Genomic DNA, 18,196 nt, shown 5'->3' with positions numbered 1-18,196 from the left:
GTAGGACCTAGGTCCTCTTCGGCGCCGAAAGCTTGGCGACGGCCCGCCGGGCGCGCTACAACTCGATTATGGAACGTACACAGTGTTGTGTGGTGGGGGGCGGTCCGGCGGGGATGGTGCTCGGACTCCTGTTGGCGCGAGCCGGGGTCGAGGTCACCGTTCTCGAAAAACACAAGGACTTCTTCCGCGATTTCCGTGGTGACACGGTGCATCCGCCGACGTTGACGCTGCTCGACGAACTCGGGCTCGGCGAACGGTTTGCGGAACTCCCGTCGAAACGGCTGGAGAAGATGCGGATGGTGATCGGCGACAAGACGATCGTCGCCGCCGATTTCAGCCGGGTTCCCGGGCCGCACAAGTACATCTCGATGGTCCCGCAGTGGGACTTCCTGAACCTGCTCGCCGAAGCGGCTGCCGAGGAATCGACGTTCACCCTGCGGATGGGCGCCGAGGTCACCGGACTGCGCCAGGGCGGCGGGGTGCGTTACCTCGATTCCGACGGGGTGGAGCGGGAATTGGCCGCGTCGCTGGTGGTCGGCTGCGACGGCCGGGATTCCCTGGTGCGCGCGGAAGCGGGGCTCGTGCCGCACGAGTACGACGTGCCGATGGACGTGTGGTGGGTCCGCGTGCCCAAACTCGAAGACACGGGTAAGGAAGCCCAGGTGTTCGGCTGTTTCGCGAACGGCCACGCCGGCGTGACGATGGACCGCGGCGACTACTACCAGACTTCGTACCTGATCAGGAAGGGCCAGGACGAGGCGCTGCGTGCCGAGGGCATCGAGAAGTTCCGCGAGCGGATCGGCGCCCTGTTCGGCTGGGGACAGGGTGAACTCGCCGCGATCCGCGATTGGGACGACGTCAAACTGCTGAAGGTCCGGATGTCCAAACTCCCGCACTGGTACTCCGAACGGGTGCTCTGCATCGGCGACGCCGCGCACGCGATGTCGCCGGTCGGCGGGATGGGCGTCAACATCGCGGTGCAGGACGCCGTGGCGGCCGCGCGGATCCTCGCCGCGCCGCTCCGGAGTGGCACGCTGACCGCGCGGGACCTCGGCCGCGTGCAACGCCGCCGGAACGTCGCCGTCACCCTCGCCCAGAAGCAGCAACTGGGGGAACACAAGATGCTCATCGAGCCCGCCCTCGACGGGACGCTGAACGAGCGGACCATCCCCCTGGTTCTCCGGATCTCGGACCGGTTTCCGCTGCTCACCGGCCTGGGCGCCTTCATGGGTGGCATCGGCCCCCTCCGCGAGAAACCCCCCGTCTTCGCCCGCCGCCGACCCCGCGTTTCGTCCTCTAGTTGCGGTACTTGCACACGCAACTACCGCAACTAGAGGACGAAACGCGCGCACAATGGAGGGGTGAGCGATCCATTGGCGGGTTTCGTCGGCTTCGCGGAGGCTTTGCGCGAAGCCGGTTTGCCGTGCGACGCACACCGAGTCCAGGCGTACCTCGCGGCGGTCGGCGAGGTCGACCTCGCCGACTCCGAGCAGCTGTACTGGGCAGGACGGCTGACACTGTGCTCCGACCCCGACGACCTCCCGCGCTACGACACGGCGTTCGACAGCTGGTTCACCGAGGCGGAATCCGGTCCCCGGCGGCGAGGCCGGGAGGCACCCCCGAAGCGCGCCAGGATCGCCGCGCTCGCGCAGGCCCCGGGCCAGGGCGAGTCCGGCGCGGAGCCCGACCAGCTCCGCGTGGCGGCGAGTGACGACGAGATCCTGCGACACCGCGACCTCGCCGAACTGACCATCGCCGAACGCGCTCACCTGCGGGAACTGCTGGCGAAACTCCGCCCGGCCCTCCCTCCGCGGTCATCGCCGCGCCGCCGCGCCGCCCGGCGGGGCACTCTCGATCCGTCACGCACGCTCCGCGCGATGCTGGCCGGAGGCGGCGAGCCCGTTCGCCTGGCGTACCGGCGGAGGAGCACGAAACCGCGCCGTCTCGTCTTCCTGATCGACGTCTCCGGCTCGATGGGCCCGTACGCCGACGCCCTGCTGCGGTTCGCGCACGTCGTCACCCGGCGCGCTCCCGGCCGGGTCGAGGTGTTCACCCTCGGTACCCGGCTCACCAGGGTGTCCCGCCAGCTGCGCCTGCGCGATCCCGAGCACGCGATGCTCGCCGCGGCCGCCGCCGTCCCCGATTTCGCGGGCGGGACCCGGCTCGGCGAGACCCTGCGGGCCTTCCTCGACCGCTGGGGACAACGCGGCGTGGCCAGGCGTTCCGTGGTCACCGTGTTCTCCGACGGCTGGGAGCGGGGCGACCCCGGGATGCTCGGCGAGCAGCTCGCCAGGCTGCGACGGCTCGCGCACGTCGTATTCTGGGTGAATCCGCACGCGGGGCGGGCAGGTTACGCGCCCGTGCAGTCCGGCATCGTGGCCGCGCTCCCGTACCTCGATCGGCTGCTCGCCGGGCACAGCTTGGCCACGTTGGAACGACTGCTGGTGGAGATCGCCGATGCGTGACGTACTGGACGAACTGCACCGCCGCTGGGCGGCCGGTGAGACCGTGGGGGTCGGCACGGTGGTGGCGACGTTCTCGTCGGCGCCGCGGAGCCCGGGCGCGGCGATGCTCGTCGCGCCGGACGGCACGGTCACCGGCAGCGTCTCCGGCGGCTGCGTCGAGGGTGCCGTCTACGCACTCGCGCGACAGGTGGTCGCCGACCGTGCCCCGGTGTTGCAGCGCTACGGCGTCACCGACGACGACGCGTTCGCGGTCGGGCTGACCTGCGGCGGGATCATCGACATCTACGTCCAGCACATCGATCGCGACTCGATGCCGGAACTCGGCGACGTCGTCGAATCGGTCCACAGTGGACAGCCGGTGGCCGTGGTGACGGTGATCGAGCACGAACGGGAAGGGCTGGTCGGCGAGCACCTGATCGTCTGGCCGGACCGTGTCGCCGGTTCGCTCGGCTCCTCCCGGATGGACGACGCCGTCGCCGACGACGCGCGCGGAATGCTCGTGGCGGGCCGCACCGGCACGCTGCACCACGGGCCGGACGGGCAGCGCCGCGGCGAAGGGATGACGGTCTTCGTCAACTCCTTCGAGCCGCCCGCGAGGCTGCTGGTGTTCGGCGCGATCGACTTCGCCGCCGCGATGGCGAAAATGGGCGCGTACCTCGGCTACCAGGTCACGGTCTGCGACGCGCGGCCCGTGTTCGCGACGAAGAGCCGGTTCCCCGACGCGGACGAGGTCGTCGTCGACTGGCCGCATCGCTACCTGAACGCCGAAGCCGAGGCGGGCCGGACCGACGGCCGGACCGCGATCGCCGTGCTCACCCACGACCCGAAGTTCGACGTGCCGTTGCTGGAGGTCGCGTTGCGGCTCGACGTCGGCTACGTCGGCGCGATGGGCTCGCGCAAGACCCACGACGACCGGTTCGCGCGGCTGCGCGAGGCCGGGGTCACCGAGGCGGAACTCGGACGGCTGGCCTCGCCGATCGGGCTCGACCTCGGCGCGCGGACGCCGGAGGAGACCGCGGTGTCGATCGCGGCGGAGATCATCGCGCTGCGGTGGAGCGGTTCGGGCTCGCGGCTCGCCGAACTCACCGGCCGGATCCACGGCTGACGCCGGGAACCGGGACCGCCTGGCTCGACTTGACCACGTCGAAGGCAGGCAGGGTCTCGAACCGTTTGACGTGCTCGGTGAACAGTTTCCGGGAAAGGTACCGGCTCGCCTTGAGATCCGGCGTGAGCAGGACGACGACGTAGTCCCACTGCCCGACGATGCTGTAGCAGTGCTGGACTCGCGGTTCGGCCAGCATGCGCGCGCGGAACGCGTCGTGCTGCTCCACGTCGTCGTCGGTCAGCGCGACCAGGATGACCGACGCCATCCCGGCGCTCAGCGCTTCCGGATCGAGTACGGCGACCTGAGCGCGGATCACGCCCGCCGCGCGCAGCCGGGTCAGCCGTCGCTGGACCGCGCTCGGGGAAAGGCCGACGGCGTCACCCAGATCGTGCAGCGGGCGGGCCGCGTCGACCTGGACGAGGTCGAGCAGCAGGTGGTCGATCTTGTCGAGAGGCACGCAAGATTTTTGCACACGGACGGGAAAATTTACAATCGGCATGATCGGCTTCTCGCCTAGTTTGAGCGTCATGACCGACATCGACCTGCAGCTGGACCACATCGCCGAGGCGGCGAAGAAGATCGATCCCGTTTTCCTGAACTCCCCGCAGTACAGCGACGAACAGCTGAACGAACGGCTCGGCCGTCGTGTGCTGGTGAAGGTCGAGACGCTGAATCCGTTGCGCAGCTTCAAGGGCCGCGGCGCGGACTACTTCGCCGCCGGGCTGGAGCCGGGCACCACGATGGTGTGCGGCACGAGCGGCAACTTCGGGCAGGCCGTCGCCTTCGCCGCCAGGAAACGCGGCCTGCGGGCCGAGGTTTTCGTCCCCGCCGACATCTCCCCGATCAAACTCCGGCGGATGAAGGCACTGGGCGCCCGGGTGCGCCGGGTCGACGGCGAGGCGAAAGCCGCCGCTGCCGCCTTCGCCGCCGAAGCGCCGGATCGCGTCTTCGTGGTCGACGGCCGCGAGCCCGCGATCTCCGAGGGTGCGGGCACGATCGGCCTGGAACTGGCGCGGGAGAGCCGGATCGACACGGTAGTCCTCCCGGTCGGCGACGGCGCGCTGATCGCCGGGGTCGCGCTCTGGCTCAAGGCGCATTCGCCCGACGTCCGCATCGTCGGTGTCGGGACCGAGTCGGCCCCGGCGATGGAGAGGAGCTGGCGGGCGGGTGAATCGATCACCGTCGACCGGGCGAACTCGTTCGCCGGCGGGATCTCGATCCAGACCCCGGAGCCGGAGTCCCTTCGTCGGATGCGGTCGCTCGTCGACGACTTCGTGCTGGTCAGCGACGACGATCTGCGCGCGGCCATGCGCTTGGGCGCGGAAACCCTCGGCGTCGTCCCGGAACCCGCGGGCGCGGCCGGGCTGGCCGCGCTGACCGTGCACGACCTCCCGGGCGACTTCGCCGCCACCGTGGTCACCGGGGCGAACGCCGATCTGTCGGTGCTGGGCATGACGGGCTGAACCAGCCGGTCGGCTCAACGACGTCAGTCGATCAGCCGTCGCCCGCCCCACGCGACGGCTGGTGTGCTCGGAGCATGCTGCTGAGACGCACCTTGACGGTGTTCGCCGCCATCGGCCTGCTCCTCGCCCCGGTCACGACACAGACCGCCACAGCACATCCGAGCACCATCCAAGCCGGACGGCTCACCGAATGCTCGGAGTCCGATCACCACGGTGACAAACGGCTCGGCCCGGAGAAACTCCCGGTGCTGGGCGCCGTCGGTTTCCAGCTCATCGGCTACCGCCGCACCGGGGCCTTGGCCGAGCAACGTTTCCTCGACACCTACTACGACCAAGCGGCCGCGTCGTGGCGCTATCCGCCGAAGAACGGCTACGTCCTGCGGCCCGACGGGACACCCATCCAGTACGTGATCACGTTGACACCGGGCAAGCGGATCGACAGGTACGGCAGTGAGTACGGTTCCTTCCTCGCGCCGAAGGGATCTCCGTACGCGTCGAGGGCGATCCCGCCGCAGAGTCTCGATTCCTCGCCGGGCGCGAGCTGCAACTATCACGCCTATCGGGTCGCGAAGTCGTTCGCGGTCCACTCCGGTCCGATCGCCGCCTGGTTCGCCCAGCCGGGTGGGGGATTCCAGTACCAAGTGGACGGTGCGTTGCTGCCCGGCTCGCCACCTTCGGTCAACGTCGGATGGTTGATCGCCAATGGTTTCCTCGAACGATCGGCATAGACCGGCAACCGCACCTGCGGAGAATAAGTCGTAGAGATCGACGCAACTGCGGGCCCGGCCGGGAGTCACCCCCTGGTGGGGGTTGTTCCGGCCGGGCAGACGTAGCACGCTCGACTGTGAGTCCGATCACGGCCCGCCCGGGGTCGGTCCATGACAACCGGATGACCGGCCGCTCCCGAACGACCCCGGACCAGCGCGGGGTTTCTGTTGCTTTTGGAGGCCTGATGCGCGTCACCGTCACCGTCGACGGCACCAGCTACACAGACGACGTCGAACCCCGCACCCTGCTCGTGCACCATCTGCGCGAACACGTCGGGAAGGTAGGCACCGTGGTCGGTTGCGACACCAGCAACTGCGGGGCCTGCACCGTCCACCTCGACGGGCGCAGCGTGAAATCCTGTTCGGTACTCGCGGTCCAGGCCGACGGCTGCGAAATCACCACGATCGAAGGACTCGCCCGCGACGGCGAACTGCACCCGGTGCAGAAGGCCTTCCACGAGAATCACGCGCTCCAGTGCGGATTCTGCACACCCGGCATGATCATGCAGTCGATCGATCTGCTCGCAGACAATCCCGATCCGGACGAGAAGGCCGTCCGGGAAGGGCTCGAAGGCAACCTGTGCCGCTGCACGGGTTACCAGAACATCGTCCGCGCGGTGCGCGACGCCGCCCACCAGATGCGGCCCGGTGCCGGTCCCGAAGCCGAGCGGCTCGCCTCGGACACCGCTTCCCGTGTCGGCGCGGGTGGTGAGTGATGACCTCCACGATCGAACCGGAGGTCGGCAAGTCCCGTCGCCGCAAGGAGGACGAGCGCCTCATCACCGGCCGCACGCGCTGGACCGACAACCTGACACTGCCGGGCATGCTGCACCTCGCGGTGCTCCGCAGCCCGTTCGCGCACGCCAAGATCGTGTCGATCGACGTCACCGAGGCGAAGTCCGCGCAGGGTGTCGTCGCGGTCTTCACCGGGAAGGACCTTGATCCCGAGAGCGCCATCGGCATGCCGTGCGCGTGGCCGATCACCCCGGACATGAAATCGCCGAGACGGCCCATCCTCGCTTCGGACACAGTGAACTTCGCCGGTGAAGGCGTCGCGGTCGTCGTCGCCCGTACCTCGGCCGAAGCGCATGACGCGCTCGAAGCGATCGACGTCGAGTATGACGAACTGCCGGTCGTTCTCGGGCTCGAGAACGCGCTTGCCGAGGGCGCGCCGCTGGTGCACGAAGATCTCGGCACCAACCAGAACGCCGTATGGGTCTTCGATTCCGCGGGGGCGGGAACGGGAACCGACGTCGAGGACGCGATCGCGAACTCCGAAGTCGTCCTGAAGCGGCGCTTCCGCCAGCAACGGCTCGTGCCCGCCTTCATGGAACCGCGGGCGTGCGTCGTCGACCCGACCGGCAGCCAGCTGGTCATGTGGTCGGCCACCCAGGTCCCGCACATCCTCAAAACGATGACCGCGGCCACGCTAGGCCTGCCCGAGCACAAGGTGCGCGTGATCGCGCCGGACGTCGGCGGCGGGTTCGGCGGCAAGATCGCCGTGCTGCCCGAAGAGATGATGTCGACGCTGATCGCGCGGCGGCTCGGCAAACCGGTCAAGTGGAGCGAGTCCCGATCGGAGACCATGGTCGCCGCGCACCACGGCCGCGACCAGGTCCAGGACATCACCATTACCGCGAACCGCGACGGCACGGTGACCGGCCTCAAGGTCGAACTGCTCGCCGACATGGGCGCGTACCTCGGCCTCGTCGGCCCCGGTGTGCCGATCCTCGGCGCGTTCATGTTCAACGCCATCTACAAGTTCCCGGCGTACCACTTCGCCTGCACCAACGTGTTCACCAACACCACACTCACCGACGCGTACCGCGGCGCGGGCCGGCCGGAGGCCACGTTCGGCATCGAGCGGATCATGGACGAACTCGCCGTCGAACTGGGCATGGACCCGATGGAACTCCGCGAGAAGAACTGGATCAAGCACGAGGAGTTCCCGTTCACCACGGTGGCCGGGCTGACCTACGACTCGGGCAACTACGAGGCCGCCACCGCCAAGGCCAAGGAACTCTTCGACTACGACGGTCTCCGCCGGGAACAGAAGGAGCGACGGGATTCCGGCGACTCCGTCCAGCTCGGCATCGGCATCTCGACGTTCACCGAAATGTGCGGCCTCGCGCCGTCGCGGGTGCTCGGCTCGCTGGACTACGCGGCGGGCGGCTGGGAGCACGCGGAGATCCGGGTGCTGCCCACCGGCAAGATCGAGGTGATCACCGGCGCCTCCGCGCACGGCCAGGGCCACGAGACGGCGTGGAGCCAGATCGTCGCCGACAAACTCGGTGTCCCGTTCGAGGACATCGAGGTCATCCACGGCGACACCCAGTCCTCGCACAAGGGCATGGACACCTACGGTTCCCGGTCGCTGGTGGTCGGCGGGGTCGCGGTGGTCAAGGCGGCGGACAAGGTGCTCGCCAAGGCCAAGCCGATCGCGGCGCACATGATGGAATGCGCCGAGGACGACCTCGAATTCGAGGCGGGCAAGTTCTCCGTCAAGGGCACGGATTCCTCGACCTCCATCCAGGACATCGCGTGGGCCGTGTTCTCGGCGCACGACCTGCCGGACGGGGTCGAACCCTCGCTGGATTCGGCGGACACGTTCGATCCGGAGAACTTCTCCTTCCCGCATGGCACGCATCTGTGCGCGGCCGAGGTCGACACCGAGACCGGGCGCGTGCGGTTGCGCTCCTACGTCTGCGTCGACGACGTCGGCGTGGCGGTCAACCCGCTGATCGTGGAAGGCCAGGTGCACGGCGGACTCGCGCAGGGCATCGCGCAGGCGCTGTTCGAAGAGGCCGTCCACGACGAAGGCGGGACGCTGATTACCGGGACGTTCGCCGACTATCTCCTGCCGTCGGCGGCGGATCTGCCCCACTTCACCACCGACCGCACCGAGACGCCGTCGACGACGAACCCGTTGGGCGCAAAGGGAGTCGGCGAGGCGGGCACGATCGCCTCGACACCGGCGGTGGTCAACGCCGTGATCGACGCCGTCCGCCACTTCGGGGTGAACGACATCGAGATGCCGTTGACCCCGATGCGGGTCTGGCACGCCATCCAGCACCGGACGACCGCGGAGGGCGGCTTGGGTGCCGAAGCCGGCGGCGGCCTCGGTTCGATCGACGCTTCCGGAGGTGTCCAGTGATCCCGGCTCCGTTCGACTACGTCGCTCCGTCCACAGTGGACGAAGTGGTGAGTGCCCTCGCCGAGGCGGGCGAGGACGCCAAAGTGCTGGCAGGCGGGCAGAGCCTGTTGCCGGTGCTGAGGATGCGGCTCGCCACGCCGACCACGCTGATCGACCTCGGGAAGGTCGGCGAGCTGCGCGGTGTCCGCGAGGACGGCGACGCGCTGGTCATCGGCTCGATGACCACGCATCACGACGTCCAGCGGGACGAGCTGGTCGCCGAGCACGCCACCCTGCTCAAGGCCGCCACCGACACGGTCGCCGATCCGCAGATCCGCCATCGCGGGACGTTCGGCGGCGCCATCGCGCACGCCGATCCGGCAGGCGACCTGCCGGCCCCCGTGCTCGCACTCGGCTGCGAACTCGTCGTCGCCGGGCCGGGCGGGCGGCGGACGGTCGCCGCGGCGGACTTCTTCCAGGACATGTTCACCACCGCGCTCGCCGAGGACGAGATCCTGGTCGAGGTCCGCGTGCCGAAACACACCGGCTGGCGTGCCCACTACGAGAAGTTCAACCGGGTCGCGCAGGCGTGGTCCATGGTCGCGGTCGCGGCGTGCGTCCGCACCGAGGCCGGCACCATCGAGGAGGCGCGGGTCGCGCTCACCAACATGGGCTCGACACCGGTGCGGGCGGCCGGGGTCGAGGCGGCGCTGGTCGGCTGCGCGGCCACCGCCGAGGCGATCCGCGGCGCGGCCGAACACGCGGCCGAAGGCACGAACCCGACCGCGGACGGCAACTCCGACGTCGAATACCGGCAGCATCTCGCGCGGGTGCTGACCGGCCGGGCGGTGCTCGCCGCCGCGGGCTCCTGACACGAAGGGAGGTCGGCCCGTGCGGCTCGACCACGAATTCACCGTTCCCGCCCCGGTCGACGAGGTCTGGAAGGCCGTCGTCAATCCGGAACGAGTGGCACCGTGCATGCCAGGCGCCACCGTCACCGAGGTCGACGGGGACGCTTTCAAGGGCACGGTGAAGGTCAAGCTCGGGCCGATCTCCCTGCTTTACAAAGGAGCAGGCCATTTCGTCGCAAAGGACGCGGACGCCAGGAAAGTGGTGATCAAGGCGTCCGGCAAGGACGTCCGTGGCGCGGGAACGGCGTCGGCGACGGTGACCCTCACCCTCACCGAGAAGGACGGCGTCACCCACGGCACCGTGGTCACGGAACTGGCGGTCACCGGCAAACCGGCGCAGTTCGGACGCGGGATGATCTCCGAAGTCGGCGGCAAGATCCTCGACTCGTTCGCGGACTGCTTGTCCGGCAAACTCGCCACGAAGGCCGAACCCGCGAAGCCCGAAACCCCGGCGCGTCCGCCGTTGAAAGCGGTGAAGCCGGTGGCGGAGGGCGAGGCGATCGACCTCATGGAGTACGCGGGTGAGTCGGTGGTCAACCGGGTGGCGCCGGCGCTGGTCGCCCTCGCCGGGGTGCTCGTGATCGTCGCGATCGTGCGGGCTGTGACCCACCACGCGAAATAGTGCGGGCCGGTCACCGTTGAACCCGTTATGAAGGCGGATCACGAAGTCGACGTGGCGGTGATCGGGGCGGGCCAGGCAGGGCTGTCGGCGGCGTACCACCTGCGCCGCGCGGGGTTCGCGAACGAGGCGGGCTTCGTCGTGCTCGACCACGGCAAGCGGCCGGGCGGCGCGTGGCAGTACCGCTGGCCTTCGCTGGTGATGGAGAAGGTCCACGGCGTCTACGACCTCCCCGGGATGTCCTTCGGCACCCCGGACCCGGACCGGCCCGCCGCTGAGGCCGTTTCCGAGTACTTCGGTCGCTACGAGCGCGCCTATGACCTTCCGGTCCATCGTCCCGTCGACGTCTTGTCGGTGCGCGGCGAGGACGATCGGCTGGTCGTCGCGAGTGCGACGGAAACGTGGGCCGCCCGTGCGGTGATCAGCGCGACCGGCACCTGGGACCGGCCGTTCTGGCCGTACTACCCGGGGCAGGAGACCTTCCGCGGCCGCCAGGTGCACACCGCCGACTACACCGGCGTCGGCGCCTTCCGCGGCAAGCGCGTCGTCGTGGTCGGCGGTGGCGCGTCGGCCGTCCAGCTGCTGCTGGAGATCGCGCCCTTCGCACACTCGACGCGTTGGGTGACCCGGCGCCCGCCGGTCTGGCGTGACGAGCCGTTCAGCGAGGACTGGGGCCGTGAGGTCGTCGCCAAGGTCGACAGGCGGGTCCGGGAGGGCCTGCCACCGAAGAGCGTCGTCAGCGTGACCGATCTGGCGGTGACACCCGAGGTCCGGGCGGGGCTGGACGCGGGGATCCTCGACCGGCACCCGATGTTCGAACGAATCACCCCGGATGGCGTGGTGTGGGCGGACGGCACCGTCGAGCCCGCCGACATCATCCTCTGGGCCACCGGTTTTCGTGCCGCCATCGACCACCTCGCGCCGCTGCGCCCGCGCGGGCCGGGCGGCGGGATCCGGATGGACGGCACCCGGGTCGTCGCCGAACCGCGCCTGCACCTGGTCGGCTACGGCCCGTCCGCCAGCACCGTCGGCGCGAACCGCGCGGGCCGCTCTGCTGTCACCGAGATCCGGCGCCTGCTCGGACGCTGAGGTCGTCGAGGATCCCGGCCAGCCCGGTGGGTTTCCGGACGTCGAACGGGTTGCCCCGGGGTGGCACGGTGACGAGGACATGGCGGCCGGTTACTTCGCCAGCTTCGACCGCGAGTAGTCCTCTAGTTGCGATTCAAGTAGCGCACCTGCCGCACTTTCCCGCTCTCTATACCGTCACGCCCAGAGAGGTGCTCCGGAACGCCGACCTCCCACCACGCGCCGGCCTCGGTCCACGAGTTCGGCTGGGTCCGGACGACGACCACCGCCGGTCGTCGTCCGGCCACGGCGGCTTCCCGTGCCTTCGCGTAAGCCGCCCGCACGTCGTCCACAGTGGACGCCGTGAACACGGCGCATCCCAGCGATTCCGCATGCCGCGCGAAGTCGACCCGAGGCGGCGACTCGTGCGCGCTCCGGCAGTCGGCGAGGAAGTTGTTGAACGGCTTGCCGCCCTGGCCCTCCTGAAGGCGGGCGATCACCGCGTAGCCGTCGTTGTCGCAGACCACCGCCACGAAGGGATGCCCGGCGAAGGCGGCCGAGAACAGTTCCGAGTTCAGCATCAGGTACGAGCCATCGCCGAGCATCGTGGTGACCAGGCCCTCGGTGTGGGCCATCGCCGCACCCCACGCACCCGCGAGTTCGTACCCCATGCACGAGAACCCGTACTCGACGTCCATGCCGACCGGCCCCGCTCCGCGCCAGCCGCCGATCAGCTCGCCGGGCATCCCGCCGGACGCGGTCATCACGTAGTCCCGCGGCTCGGAGAGATCGTTGACCGCGCCGACGACCTGGGCATAGGTCGGCACCTCGCCGGAAGCGGCGCGCAGTGCGTCGATGTGCGCGTCCCACCGGCCACGTTCCGCCGCCGCGCGATCTGTCCACAAAGGACCGACGCGCCAGCTTTCCAGCTGAGCCGCCAGATCGGTGAGGCCCGCGTCGGCGTCGCCCACGACGGCCAGCGCGCCGTGTTTGACCGCGTCGAACCGCGCGGCGTTCAGGCTGATCAGCCGGACGCCGGGCGAGAAGATCGTCCAGGACGCCGTGGTGAAGTCCTGTAGACGGGTACCGACGGCCAGTACGACGTCGGCCTCGGCGGCAAGGACGTTCGCGGAGGTCGAGCCGGTGACGCCCAGCGGGCCCGCGTGCAGTGGATGACCGTGCGGGACCAGCGTTCGCCCGGCCGTGGTTTCGGTGACCGGGATGCCGTGACGCTCGGCGAAAGCCAGCGCGCGCTCACCGGCGCCGGAGTAACGGACACCGCCGCCGAGGACCAGCAACGGTTTCTTCGCCGCTCGCAGCGCGCCCGCCGCTTCGGTCAGCGCCCGGCGATCGGGCCGAGGACGCGGTGGACGATGGGTCACCGGTGCGAACAGCGCGTCCGGGAAGTCGTAGGTCTCCACCTGGACGTCCTGGGGCAGTGCCAGCGTCACCGGGCCCGCGTCCGCCGGATCGGTCAGCACCCTGGCGACCTGCGGCAAGGTCGAGAGCAGCTGCTCGGGCCGGGTGATCCGGTCGAAATACCGGCTCACGGCGCGGAAAGCGTCGTTGACCGTGGCCGTCGGGTCGCCGAAATGCTCCACCTGTTGCAGCACCGGATCCGGCGCGCGACTGGTGAAGGTGTCACCGGGGAGCAGCAGCACCGGCAGCCGGTTGGCGTGCGCGACCCCGGCCGCGGTGACCATGTTCAGCGCGCCGGGCCCGATCGACGACGTCACCACGCCGACCTGGCGCCGATGCGTCGCCTTCGCGTAACCGACCGCCGCGAGCGCCATGCCCTGCTCGGTCTGCCCGCGCCACAGGGGCAACGCCGACACACTCTTTCCCGTGGAGGGGTCCTTCCACAGAGCGTCGCGATGCTCTTCCAGCGCGGTACCGAGACCCAGGACGTTGCCGTGCCCGAAGATCGCGAACACCCCGGGGAACAACGGGACCTCCCGCCCGTCCAGGGCTTCCGACCGCTGCGCGAGCAGCCAGCGCACGAGAGCCTGTGCCGTGGTCAGTTTCATGACACTCGCCCTTCGTGGCTGGTGACCGGGCAGCGCGGATCGAGTTCCTGGTCATTCCACTTCGCACGGACCCAGCTGTGCGCCGGGTCGTCGCAGAAGGCCATCGACCGCTCTTCGGCGGGCCCTGCCAGCACGTTCAGGTAGTACATCGGATAACCCGGCGCGGCGACACAAGGGCCGTGATAGCCGCGCGGGATCAGGAAGACGTCGCCGTCCCGGACCGCGACGTCCTCATCCAGCTCACCGTCCGAAGTGTACGTCCGATGGAGACCGAACCCTTCTCGTGACGGCGTCACACCGTCACGTCCGGCGACGCGGAAGTAGTAGATCTCCTCGTTGACGACCTCGCATTCGGACGCCTCGTCGTGCTTGTGCGGCGGGTAGGACGACCAGTTGCCGCCCGGGGTGATCAGCTCGCACGCGTTCAGCTTGTCCGCGTGGTCCCAGACCCCCGGCACACCGAAGTTGGTGACCTGTCTTGTCGCCTGCCCCGCTCCGCGTACCTCCACCGGCACGTTCTCCGCCGGTCCGTAACGCGGTTCGAGACGGCGGACGCAGCGCGCCATCGGCAGCGCGACGTCGATGCCGTCCGTTGTCGACAACTCGACTTCGGCATCGCGCGGGACGTAGGCGAAGTCCGTGACCCGGGTGAACACGGAGTCCCGCCCCGCGAGCTCGAAGACCTGTCCGTCGACCCGGACCGTGCACGCGCCGGACAGAGGGAGGACGAACGCCTCGTACTCTCCGGTGCGCACGACCCTGGTCTCACCGGCGGCCAGCGAGAGAACCCGCAGGCCACTGTAGGTCCAGCCCGCCGAGTCCGGGGTGAGCCGGACCGGATCCCGCTCGTCCGAAAGCGTCCCGAGTGGACGGTGCAGCTTGCTCACAGCAACTCCTCGATCTCGTCGGCGGTGGGCATGGCGTCGGCGCAGGCCAGCCGGGACGCGACGAGCGCGCCCGCCGCGTTGGCGTAGGTGGCGATGCGCACCGGATCCCAGCCGGACAGCAGACCGTGGATCAGCGCGCCGCCGAAGCCGTCTCCGGCGCCGAGCCCGCAGACGACCTCGACCCGCTGCGGCGGCACGGTCCAGCGTCCTTCGGCGGTGGCCACCAGAACGCCCTCGGCACCCTTCTTGATCACCGCCAGTTCGACGCCCCTGGCCAGCATCCGGGACGCGGCCTCGTCGGGATCCGCGGTGCCGACGGCGACCTCCGCCTCGGTGCGGTTGCCCACGGCGACCGTGACGTGGTCGAGCATCCAGCCGATCTCTTCGCGCGCGGTATCGGTGTCGGGCCAGAACATCGGCCGGAAGTCGAGGTCCAGCACGGTATGCGAGCGCCGTCCGCGCCGCTCCAGCATCTTGCGCTGGGTGCCGCGCGCCGGTTCGACGGACACCCCGGTTCCGGTGACCCACAGCAGCGGGACCGTTTCCACGACGTCCCAGGGCACCTCGGTTTCGGTGAGGGTCAGGTCCGGGGCGATGGGGGACCGATAGAACAGCAGCGGAGGATCCGCGGGCGGGTTCAGTGCGCAGAACACCACTGGCGTCTGCAGCCCCGACGAGGTCCCGACGTGGCCGGGAGAGACGCCGAACTCTCGCAGCGCCTGCCGCACGTAGTCGCCGAAGCCGTCCGGACCGACCTTCGTCAGTACCGAGGTCGAGCGGCCGAGCCGCGCGGCGGCGACCGCGACGTTGGTCGCGGTCCCGCCGAGCGACTTGGCGAAGGTGCCGACCCCGGCCAGCGGTACGCCGCTCTGCTCGGGGTAGAGGTCCACCCCGACCCGGCCGACGGTCAGTGCTTCGAGAGCGGTCATGAAGGGGACTCCACCTGTCGCAACTCGTGTTCGAGGGCTTCCAGTTCCGCACCGCCCGCCATCTGCCGGGTCAGTTCGGCCAGGTCGATCTCGGACTTCTCGTAGGTGCCGAGCGGCGCGCCTCGCTTGAGCAGGAGGAACCGGTCGGCCACCGGGTACGCGTGGTGTGGGTTGTGCGTGATGAGCACGACGCCGAGCCCGCGATCACGTGCCTGCGCGACGTACTTGAGCACGACACCGGCCTGTTTCACGCCCAGCGCCGCTGTCGGCTCGTCGAGGATCAGCACCTTCGCGCCGAAGTGCACCGCCCGTGCGATGGCGACGCACTGCCGCTCGCCACCGGACAGCGTGCCGACCGGCTGCTCGACGTCACGCAGGTCGATGCCCATGTCGGACAACGCCTTCTTGGTCGTCTCGCGGCCCTTCTTCCGGTCCAGCGCCCGGAACGGGCCGAAACCGACCGTCGGTTCGGAGCCGAGGAAGAAGTTCCGCCACACGCTCATCAGCGGCACGACCGCCAGGTCCTGGTACACCGTCGCGATGCCGCGATCGAGCGCTTCCCGTGGCGAGGCGAACTTGACCGGCTCGTCCTCGACCAGGAACTCGCCTCGGTCGTGCTGGTGCACTCCGGCCAGGATCTTGATCAAGGTGGACTTCCCGGCGCCGTTGTCGCCGAGTACGCAGGTCACCTCGCCCGCGTTGACCACCGTGGACACGTCGCGCAGCGCGATCACACTGCCGTAGGTCTTGCCGACGGCTTTTACCACGAGGAGCTGCGTCATCGCCGGACCCTTTCCGCGCGCCGCCGGAAGGCGTTGTTGACTCCGACCGCGGACAGCAGCATCACGCCGAGGAACAGCATGAACCAGTCGCTGTCCCAGCGGGCGAACACGATGCCCTGCCGCGCCATGCCGAAGATCAGCGCCCCGATCGCGGCGCCGATCGCCGAACCGAACCCGCCGGTGAGCAGGCAGCCGCCGATCACGGCCGCGATGATGTACTGGAACTCCAGTCCGATGCCCTGGTTCGCCTGGACGCTCGCGAACCGCAGGATGTTGATCGAGCCGACCAGCCACGCGGCGAGCGCGGTGGTCATGAACAGCATGATCTTGGTGCGCACCACCGGAACCCCGACCGCGCGCGAACTCAGCGCGTTGCCGCCGACGGCGAAGATCCAGTTGCCGAACCGGGTCCGGACCAGCAGCCAGGCCGCCAGCGCGGCGAACCCGATCCACCAGACGATGGAGATCTGGAACGCCGTCCCGCTGACGTCCACCGTGGACGCGAAGACGAAGCCGGCGGACTCGTAGCCGTCGGTCGAGCGCATCCCGGAGACCTGCACGGTGCCGGTGACCAGCCGCGTCACGCCGAGGTTCAGCCCTTGCAGCGCCAGGAATGTGCCCAGCGTGACGATGAAGCTGGGCAATCCGGTGCGCATCACCAGCCAGCCGTTGAACGCGCCGACCGCTAGGGCGAAGACCAGCGACGCGAACAGCGCGAGCCAGACGTTCCAGCCAGCCTGCGTCGCCAGTGTCGCGGTGACGAGCGCGGTGGACGCCGTCATCACCCCGGCCGAGAGGTCGAACTCGCCGCCGATCATCAGCAGGGACACCGCGACCGCCATGATGCCGAGGGTCGAGGCGTCGTCCAGCCAGGTCGCCACCCCGCTGCCGCTGAAGAACTGGTCGGTGACGACGGTGAAGAAGAGGAAGACGACGACGGCGCCCAGGAGCGCGCCGATCTCGGGCCGGACGACCATCCGGTCGAGCAGCCGCGGTTTCGCGACCCGTTCGTCGAGGGTGGTGGTTGTCATCGCGTGCCCCTTTGCACGTACTGGCCGACGGTGTCCACAGTGGATTTGTCGACCAGGTCGGGCCCGGTGAGCACCGGTTTCCCGCCGCCGACGACGTTCGCGTTGTCCCGGTAAAGCTTGAGGAACTGCACTGGGAGATAGCCCTGCTCGTACTGCTGCTGATCGACCGCGAAGACCACGTCACCCGCCTTGATCGCGCCGACCACGTCGGTGTTGAGGTCGAACGTGCCGACCTGCGCCGTCGAGCCCACCGCCTTGATCGCGCTCACCGCTCGCGCGGCGACCTGCGAATTCAGGGTCAGGACGGCGTCGAGGGAGGAGTCGGTCTGCACCGCGCCCCTGATCCGGGACTCGGCGTCGGTGGGGTTGCTGATGTCCACCTGCAGGGTCTGCACGTCGCCCGAAAACCCGGTTTTGGCGCCGTCGCAGCGCTGCGCCTGCCCGACGTTGCCTGCTTCGTGGACCACACAGAGCAGCTTCTTCTTGCCGAGTTCCTTGAACTTCTTCCCGGCCTCCTCGCCCGCGATGGTCTCGTTCTGCCCGACGTGGGTGAGTGCGCCGTAGCCCGCGCTCATGTCCTCACCGGAGTTTATGGTGATGACCGGGATCCCCGCACGGACCGCGTTCTCGATCGAGGTCTTGAGCGCCTCGGGGTTCGCCATGGACACCACCAGCCCGCCGACCTGCTGGGCGACCGCGTTGTCGACCAGTTTGGCCTGGTTACCGGGATCCCCGTCGGAGTTGTACTCGACCTGCACGCCGAGCTGCCTGCCCGCTTCCTCGGCGCCGTTCTTGACCACGTTCCAGAACGCGTCGCCCGCCGTGCCGTGCGAAATGACCGCGACCCGCAACGGCCCGCTGGGCTGCGTCGTCGTCGTCGCCGGACCCGCGCCCTCGGCCGGTTTCTCCTCGGCCCTCGGCCCGGTGCACGCGGACAGGAGCACTAGCCCTGCTGCGATCACCCAAGCCGCTTTAAAGCGATGGGACATCGTCGTCTCTCCTCGCTTCTTCC

17 protein-coding genes are annotated in these 18,196 nt (G+C 69.4%); 10 read left to right on the top strand and 7 right to left on the bottom strand.

Annotation, left to right across the window (positions count from 1 at the left end):
* Positions 1-68: 68 nt before the first annotated feature.
* From ACM6LU_RS28850 to ACM6LU_RS28840, 3 genes are read left to right on the top strand one after another with little or no spacing between them, the layout of a single operon-like run.
* Complete coding sequence (locus ACM6LU_RS28850) at positions 69-1,334, top strand: FAD-dependent oxidoreductase (RefSeq protein ID WP_414940920.1); 1,266 nt, start codon at positions 69-71, stop codon at positions 1,332-1,334.
* Between the two features lie 27 nt (positions 1,335-1,361).
* Positions 1,362-2,465, top strand: a complete 1,104-nt coding sequence (locus ACM6LU_RS28845) for a vWA domain-containing protein (protein WP_414940919.1) — start codon at positions 1,362-1,364, stop codon at positions 2,463-2,465.
* Positions 2,458-3,570 (top strand): XdhC family protein, encoded by a 1,113-nt coding sequence (locus tag ACM6LU_RS28840; RefSeq protein WP_414940918.1) that lies wholly within the window; start codon positions 2,458-2,460, stop codon positions 3,568-3,570. The genes ACM6LU_RS28845 and ACM6LU_RS28840 overlap by 8 nt, the downstream gene beginning before the upstream one ends.
* Here ACM6LU_RS28840 and ACM6LU_RS28835 read toward each other — a convergent pair.
* A complete protein-coding gene (locus ACM6LU_RS28835) occupies positions 3,548-4,027 on the bottom strand; it encodes an Lrp/AsnC family transcriptional regulator (protein ID WP_414940917.1) in 480 nt (159 codons plus the stop codon). The genes ACM6LU_RS28840 and ACM6LU_RS28835 overlap by 23 nt on opposite strands.
* 70 nt (positions 4,028-4,097) lie before the next feature.
* On the opposite strand from ACM6LU_RS28835, the gene ACM6LU_RS28830 reads away from it, so the two are divergent.
* The 7 genes from ACM6LU_RS28830 to ACM6LU_RS28800 all read left to right on the top strand — a co-directional run bounded on the left by ACM6LU_RS28830 (position 4,098) and on the right by ACM6LU_RS28800 (position 11,552).
* Positions 4,098-5,033 carry a threonine ammonia-lyase gene (locus ACM6LU_RS28830; RefSeq protein ID WP_414940916.1) on the top strand — a complete coding sequence of 312 codons (936 nt, stop codon included), beginning with the start codon at positions 4,098-4,100 and terminating at the stop codon, positions 5,031-5,033.
* 74 nt (positions 5,034-5,107) lie between these two features.
* Complete coding sequence (locus ACM6LU_RS28825) at positions 5,108-5,761, top strand: TNT domain-containing protein (RefSeq protein WP_414940915.1); 654 nt, start codon at positions 5,108-5,110, stop codon at positions 5,759-5,761.
* A gap of 224 nt (positions 5,762-5,985) precedes the next feature.
* A complete protein-coding gene (locus ACM6LU_RS28820; RefSeq protein ID WP_414940914.1) occupies positions 5,986-6,516 on the top strand; it encodes a (2Fe-2S)-binding protein in 531 nt (176 codons plus the stop codon).
* Positions 6,516-8,954 carry a xanthine dehydrogenase family protein molybdopterin-binding subunit gene (locus ACM6LU_RS28815; protein ID WP_414940913.1) on the top strand — a complete coding sequence of 813 codons (2,439 nt, stop codon included), beginning with the start codon at positions 6,516-6,518 and terminating at the stop codon, positions 8,952-8,954. The genes ACM6LU_RS28820 and ACM6LU_RS28815 overlap by 1 nt, the downstream gene beginning before the upstream one ends.
* Positions 8,951-9,805 carry an FAD binding domain-containing protein gene (locus tag ACM6LU_RS28810; protein ID WP_414940912.1) on the top strand — a complete coding sequence of 285 codons (855 nt, stop codon included), beginning with the start codon at positions 8,951-8,953 and terminating at the stop codon, positions 9,803-9,805. Before ACM6LU_RS28815 ends, ACM6LU_RS28810 begins: the two co-directional genes overlap by 4 nt.
* A gap of 19 nt (positions 9,806-9,824) precedes the next feature.
* Positions 9,825-10,466 (top strand): SRPBCC family protein, encoded by a 642-nt coding sequence (locus ACM6LU_RS28805; protein WP_414940911.1) that lies wholly within the window; start codon positions 9,825-9,827, stop codon positions 10,464-10,466.
* Between the two features lie 27 nt (positions 10,467-10,493).
* Positions 10,494-11,552, top strand: coding sequence for an NAD(P)-binding domain-containing protein (locus ACM6LU_RS28800; RefSeq protein ID WP_414940910.1), 1,059 nt, complete (start codon positions 10,494-10,496; stop codon positions 11,550-11,552).
* Between the two features lie 122 nt (positions 11,553-11,674).
* Here the strand turns inward: ACM6LU_RS28800 and iolD are convergent, their stop codons facing one another.
* The 6 genes from iolD to ACM6LU_RS28770 are packed head-to-tail and all read right to left on the bottom strand — an operon-like array spanning position 11,675 to position 18,173.
* Complete coding sequence (gene iolD / locus ACM6LU_RS28795; RefSeq protein ID WP_414940909.1) at positions 11,675-13,555, bottom strand: 3D-(3,5/4)-trihydroxycyclohexane-1,2-dione acylhydrolase (decyclizing); 1,881 nt, start codon at positions 13,553-13,555, stop codon at positions 11,675-11,677.
* Positions 13,552-14,442 (bottom strand): 5-deoxy-glucuronate isomerase, encoded by an 891-nt coding sequence (gene iolB / locus ACM6LU_RS28790; protein WP_414940908.1) that lies wholly within the window; start codon positions 14,440-14,442, stop codon positions 13,552-13,554. Before iolB ends, iolD begins: the two co-directional genes overlap by 4 nt.
* Positions 14,439-15,371 (bottom strand): 5-dehydro-2-deoxygluconokinase, encoded by a 933-nt coding sequence (gene iolC / locus ACM6LU_RS28785; protein ID WP_414940907.1) that lies wholly within the window; start codon positions 15,369-15,371, stop codon positions 14,439-14,441. Before iolC ends, iolB begins: the two co-directional genes overlap by 4 nt.
* On the bottom strand, positions 15,368-16,153 hold the full coding sequence (locus tag ACM6LU_RS28780; RefSeq protein WP_414940906.1) for an ATP-binding cassette domain-containing protein: 786 nt from the start codon (positions 16,151-16,153) through the stop codon (positions 15,368-15,370). Before ACM6LU_RS28780 ends, iolC begins: the two co-directional genes overlap by 4 nt.
* On the bottom strand, positions 16,150-17,184 hold the full coding sequence (locus ACM6LU_RS28775; protein ID WP_414940905.1) for an ABC transporter permease: 1,035 nt from the start codon (positions 17,182-17,184) through the stop codon (positions 16,150-16,152). Before ACM6LU_RS28775 ends, ACM6LU_RS28780 begins: the two co-directional genes overlap by 4 nt.
* The gene (locus ACM6LU_RS28770) at positions 17,181-18,173 is read right to left on the bottom strand and encodes a substrate-binding domain-containing protein (protein WP_414940904.1); all 993 of its coding nucleotides are present in this window, start codon (positions 18,171-18,173) and stop codon (positions 17,181-17,183) included. The genes ACM6LU_RS28775 and ACM6LU_RS28770 overlap by 4 nt, the downstream gene beginning before the upstream one ends.
* Positions 18,174-18,196 lie beyond the last annotated feature (23 nt).

The organism is Amycolatopsis sp. cmx-11-51, from assembly GCF_047608665.1.
Classification (GTDB): Bacteria; Actinomycetota; Actinomycetes; order Mycobacteriales; family Pseudonocardiaceae; genus Amycolatopsis.
The sequence above is the reverse complement of the archived record's forward strand: the minus strand, read 5'-3'. Positions and strand labels throughout refer to the sequence as shown.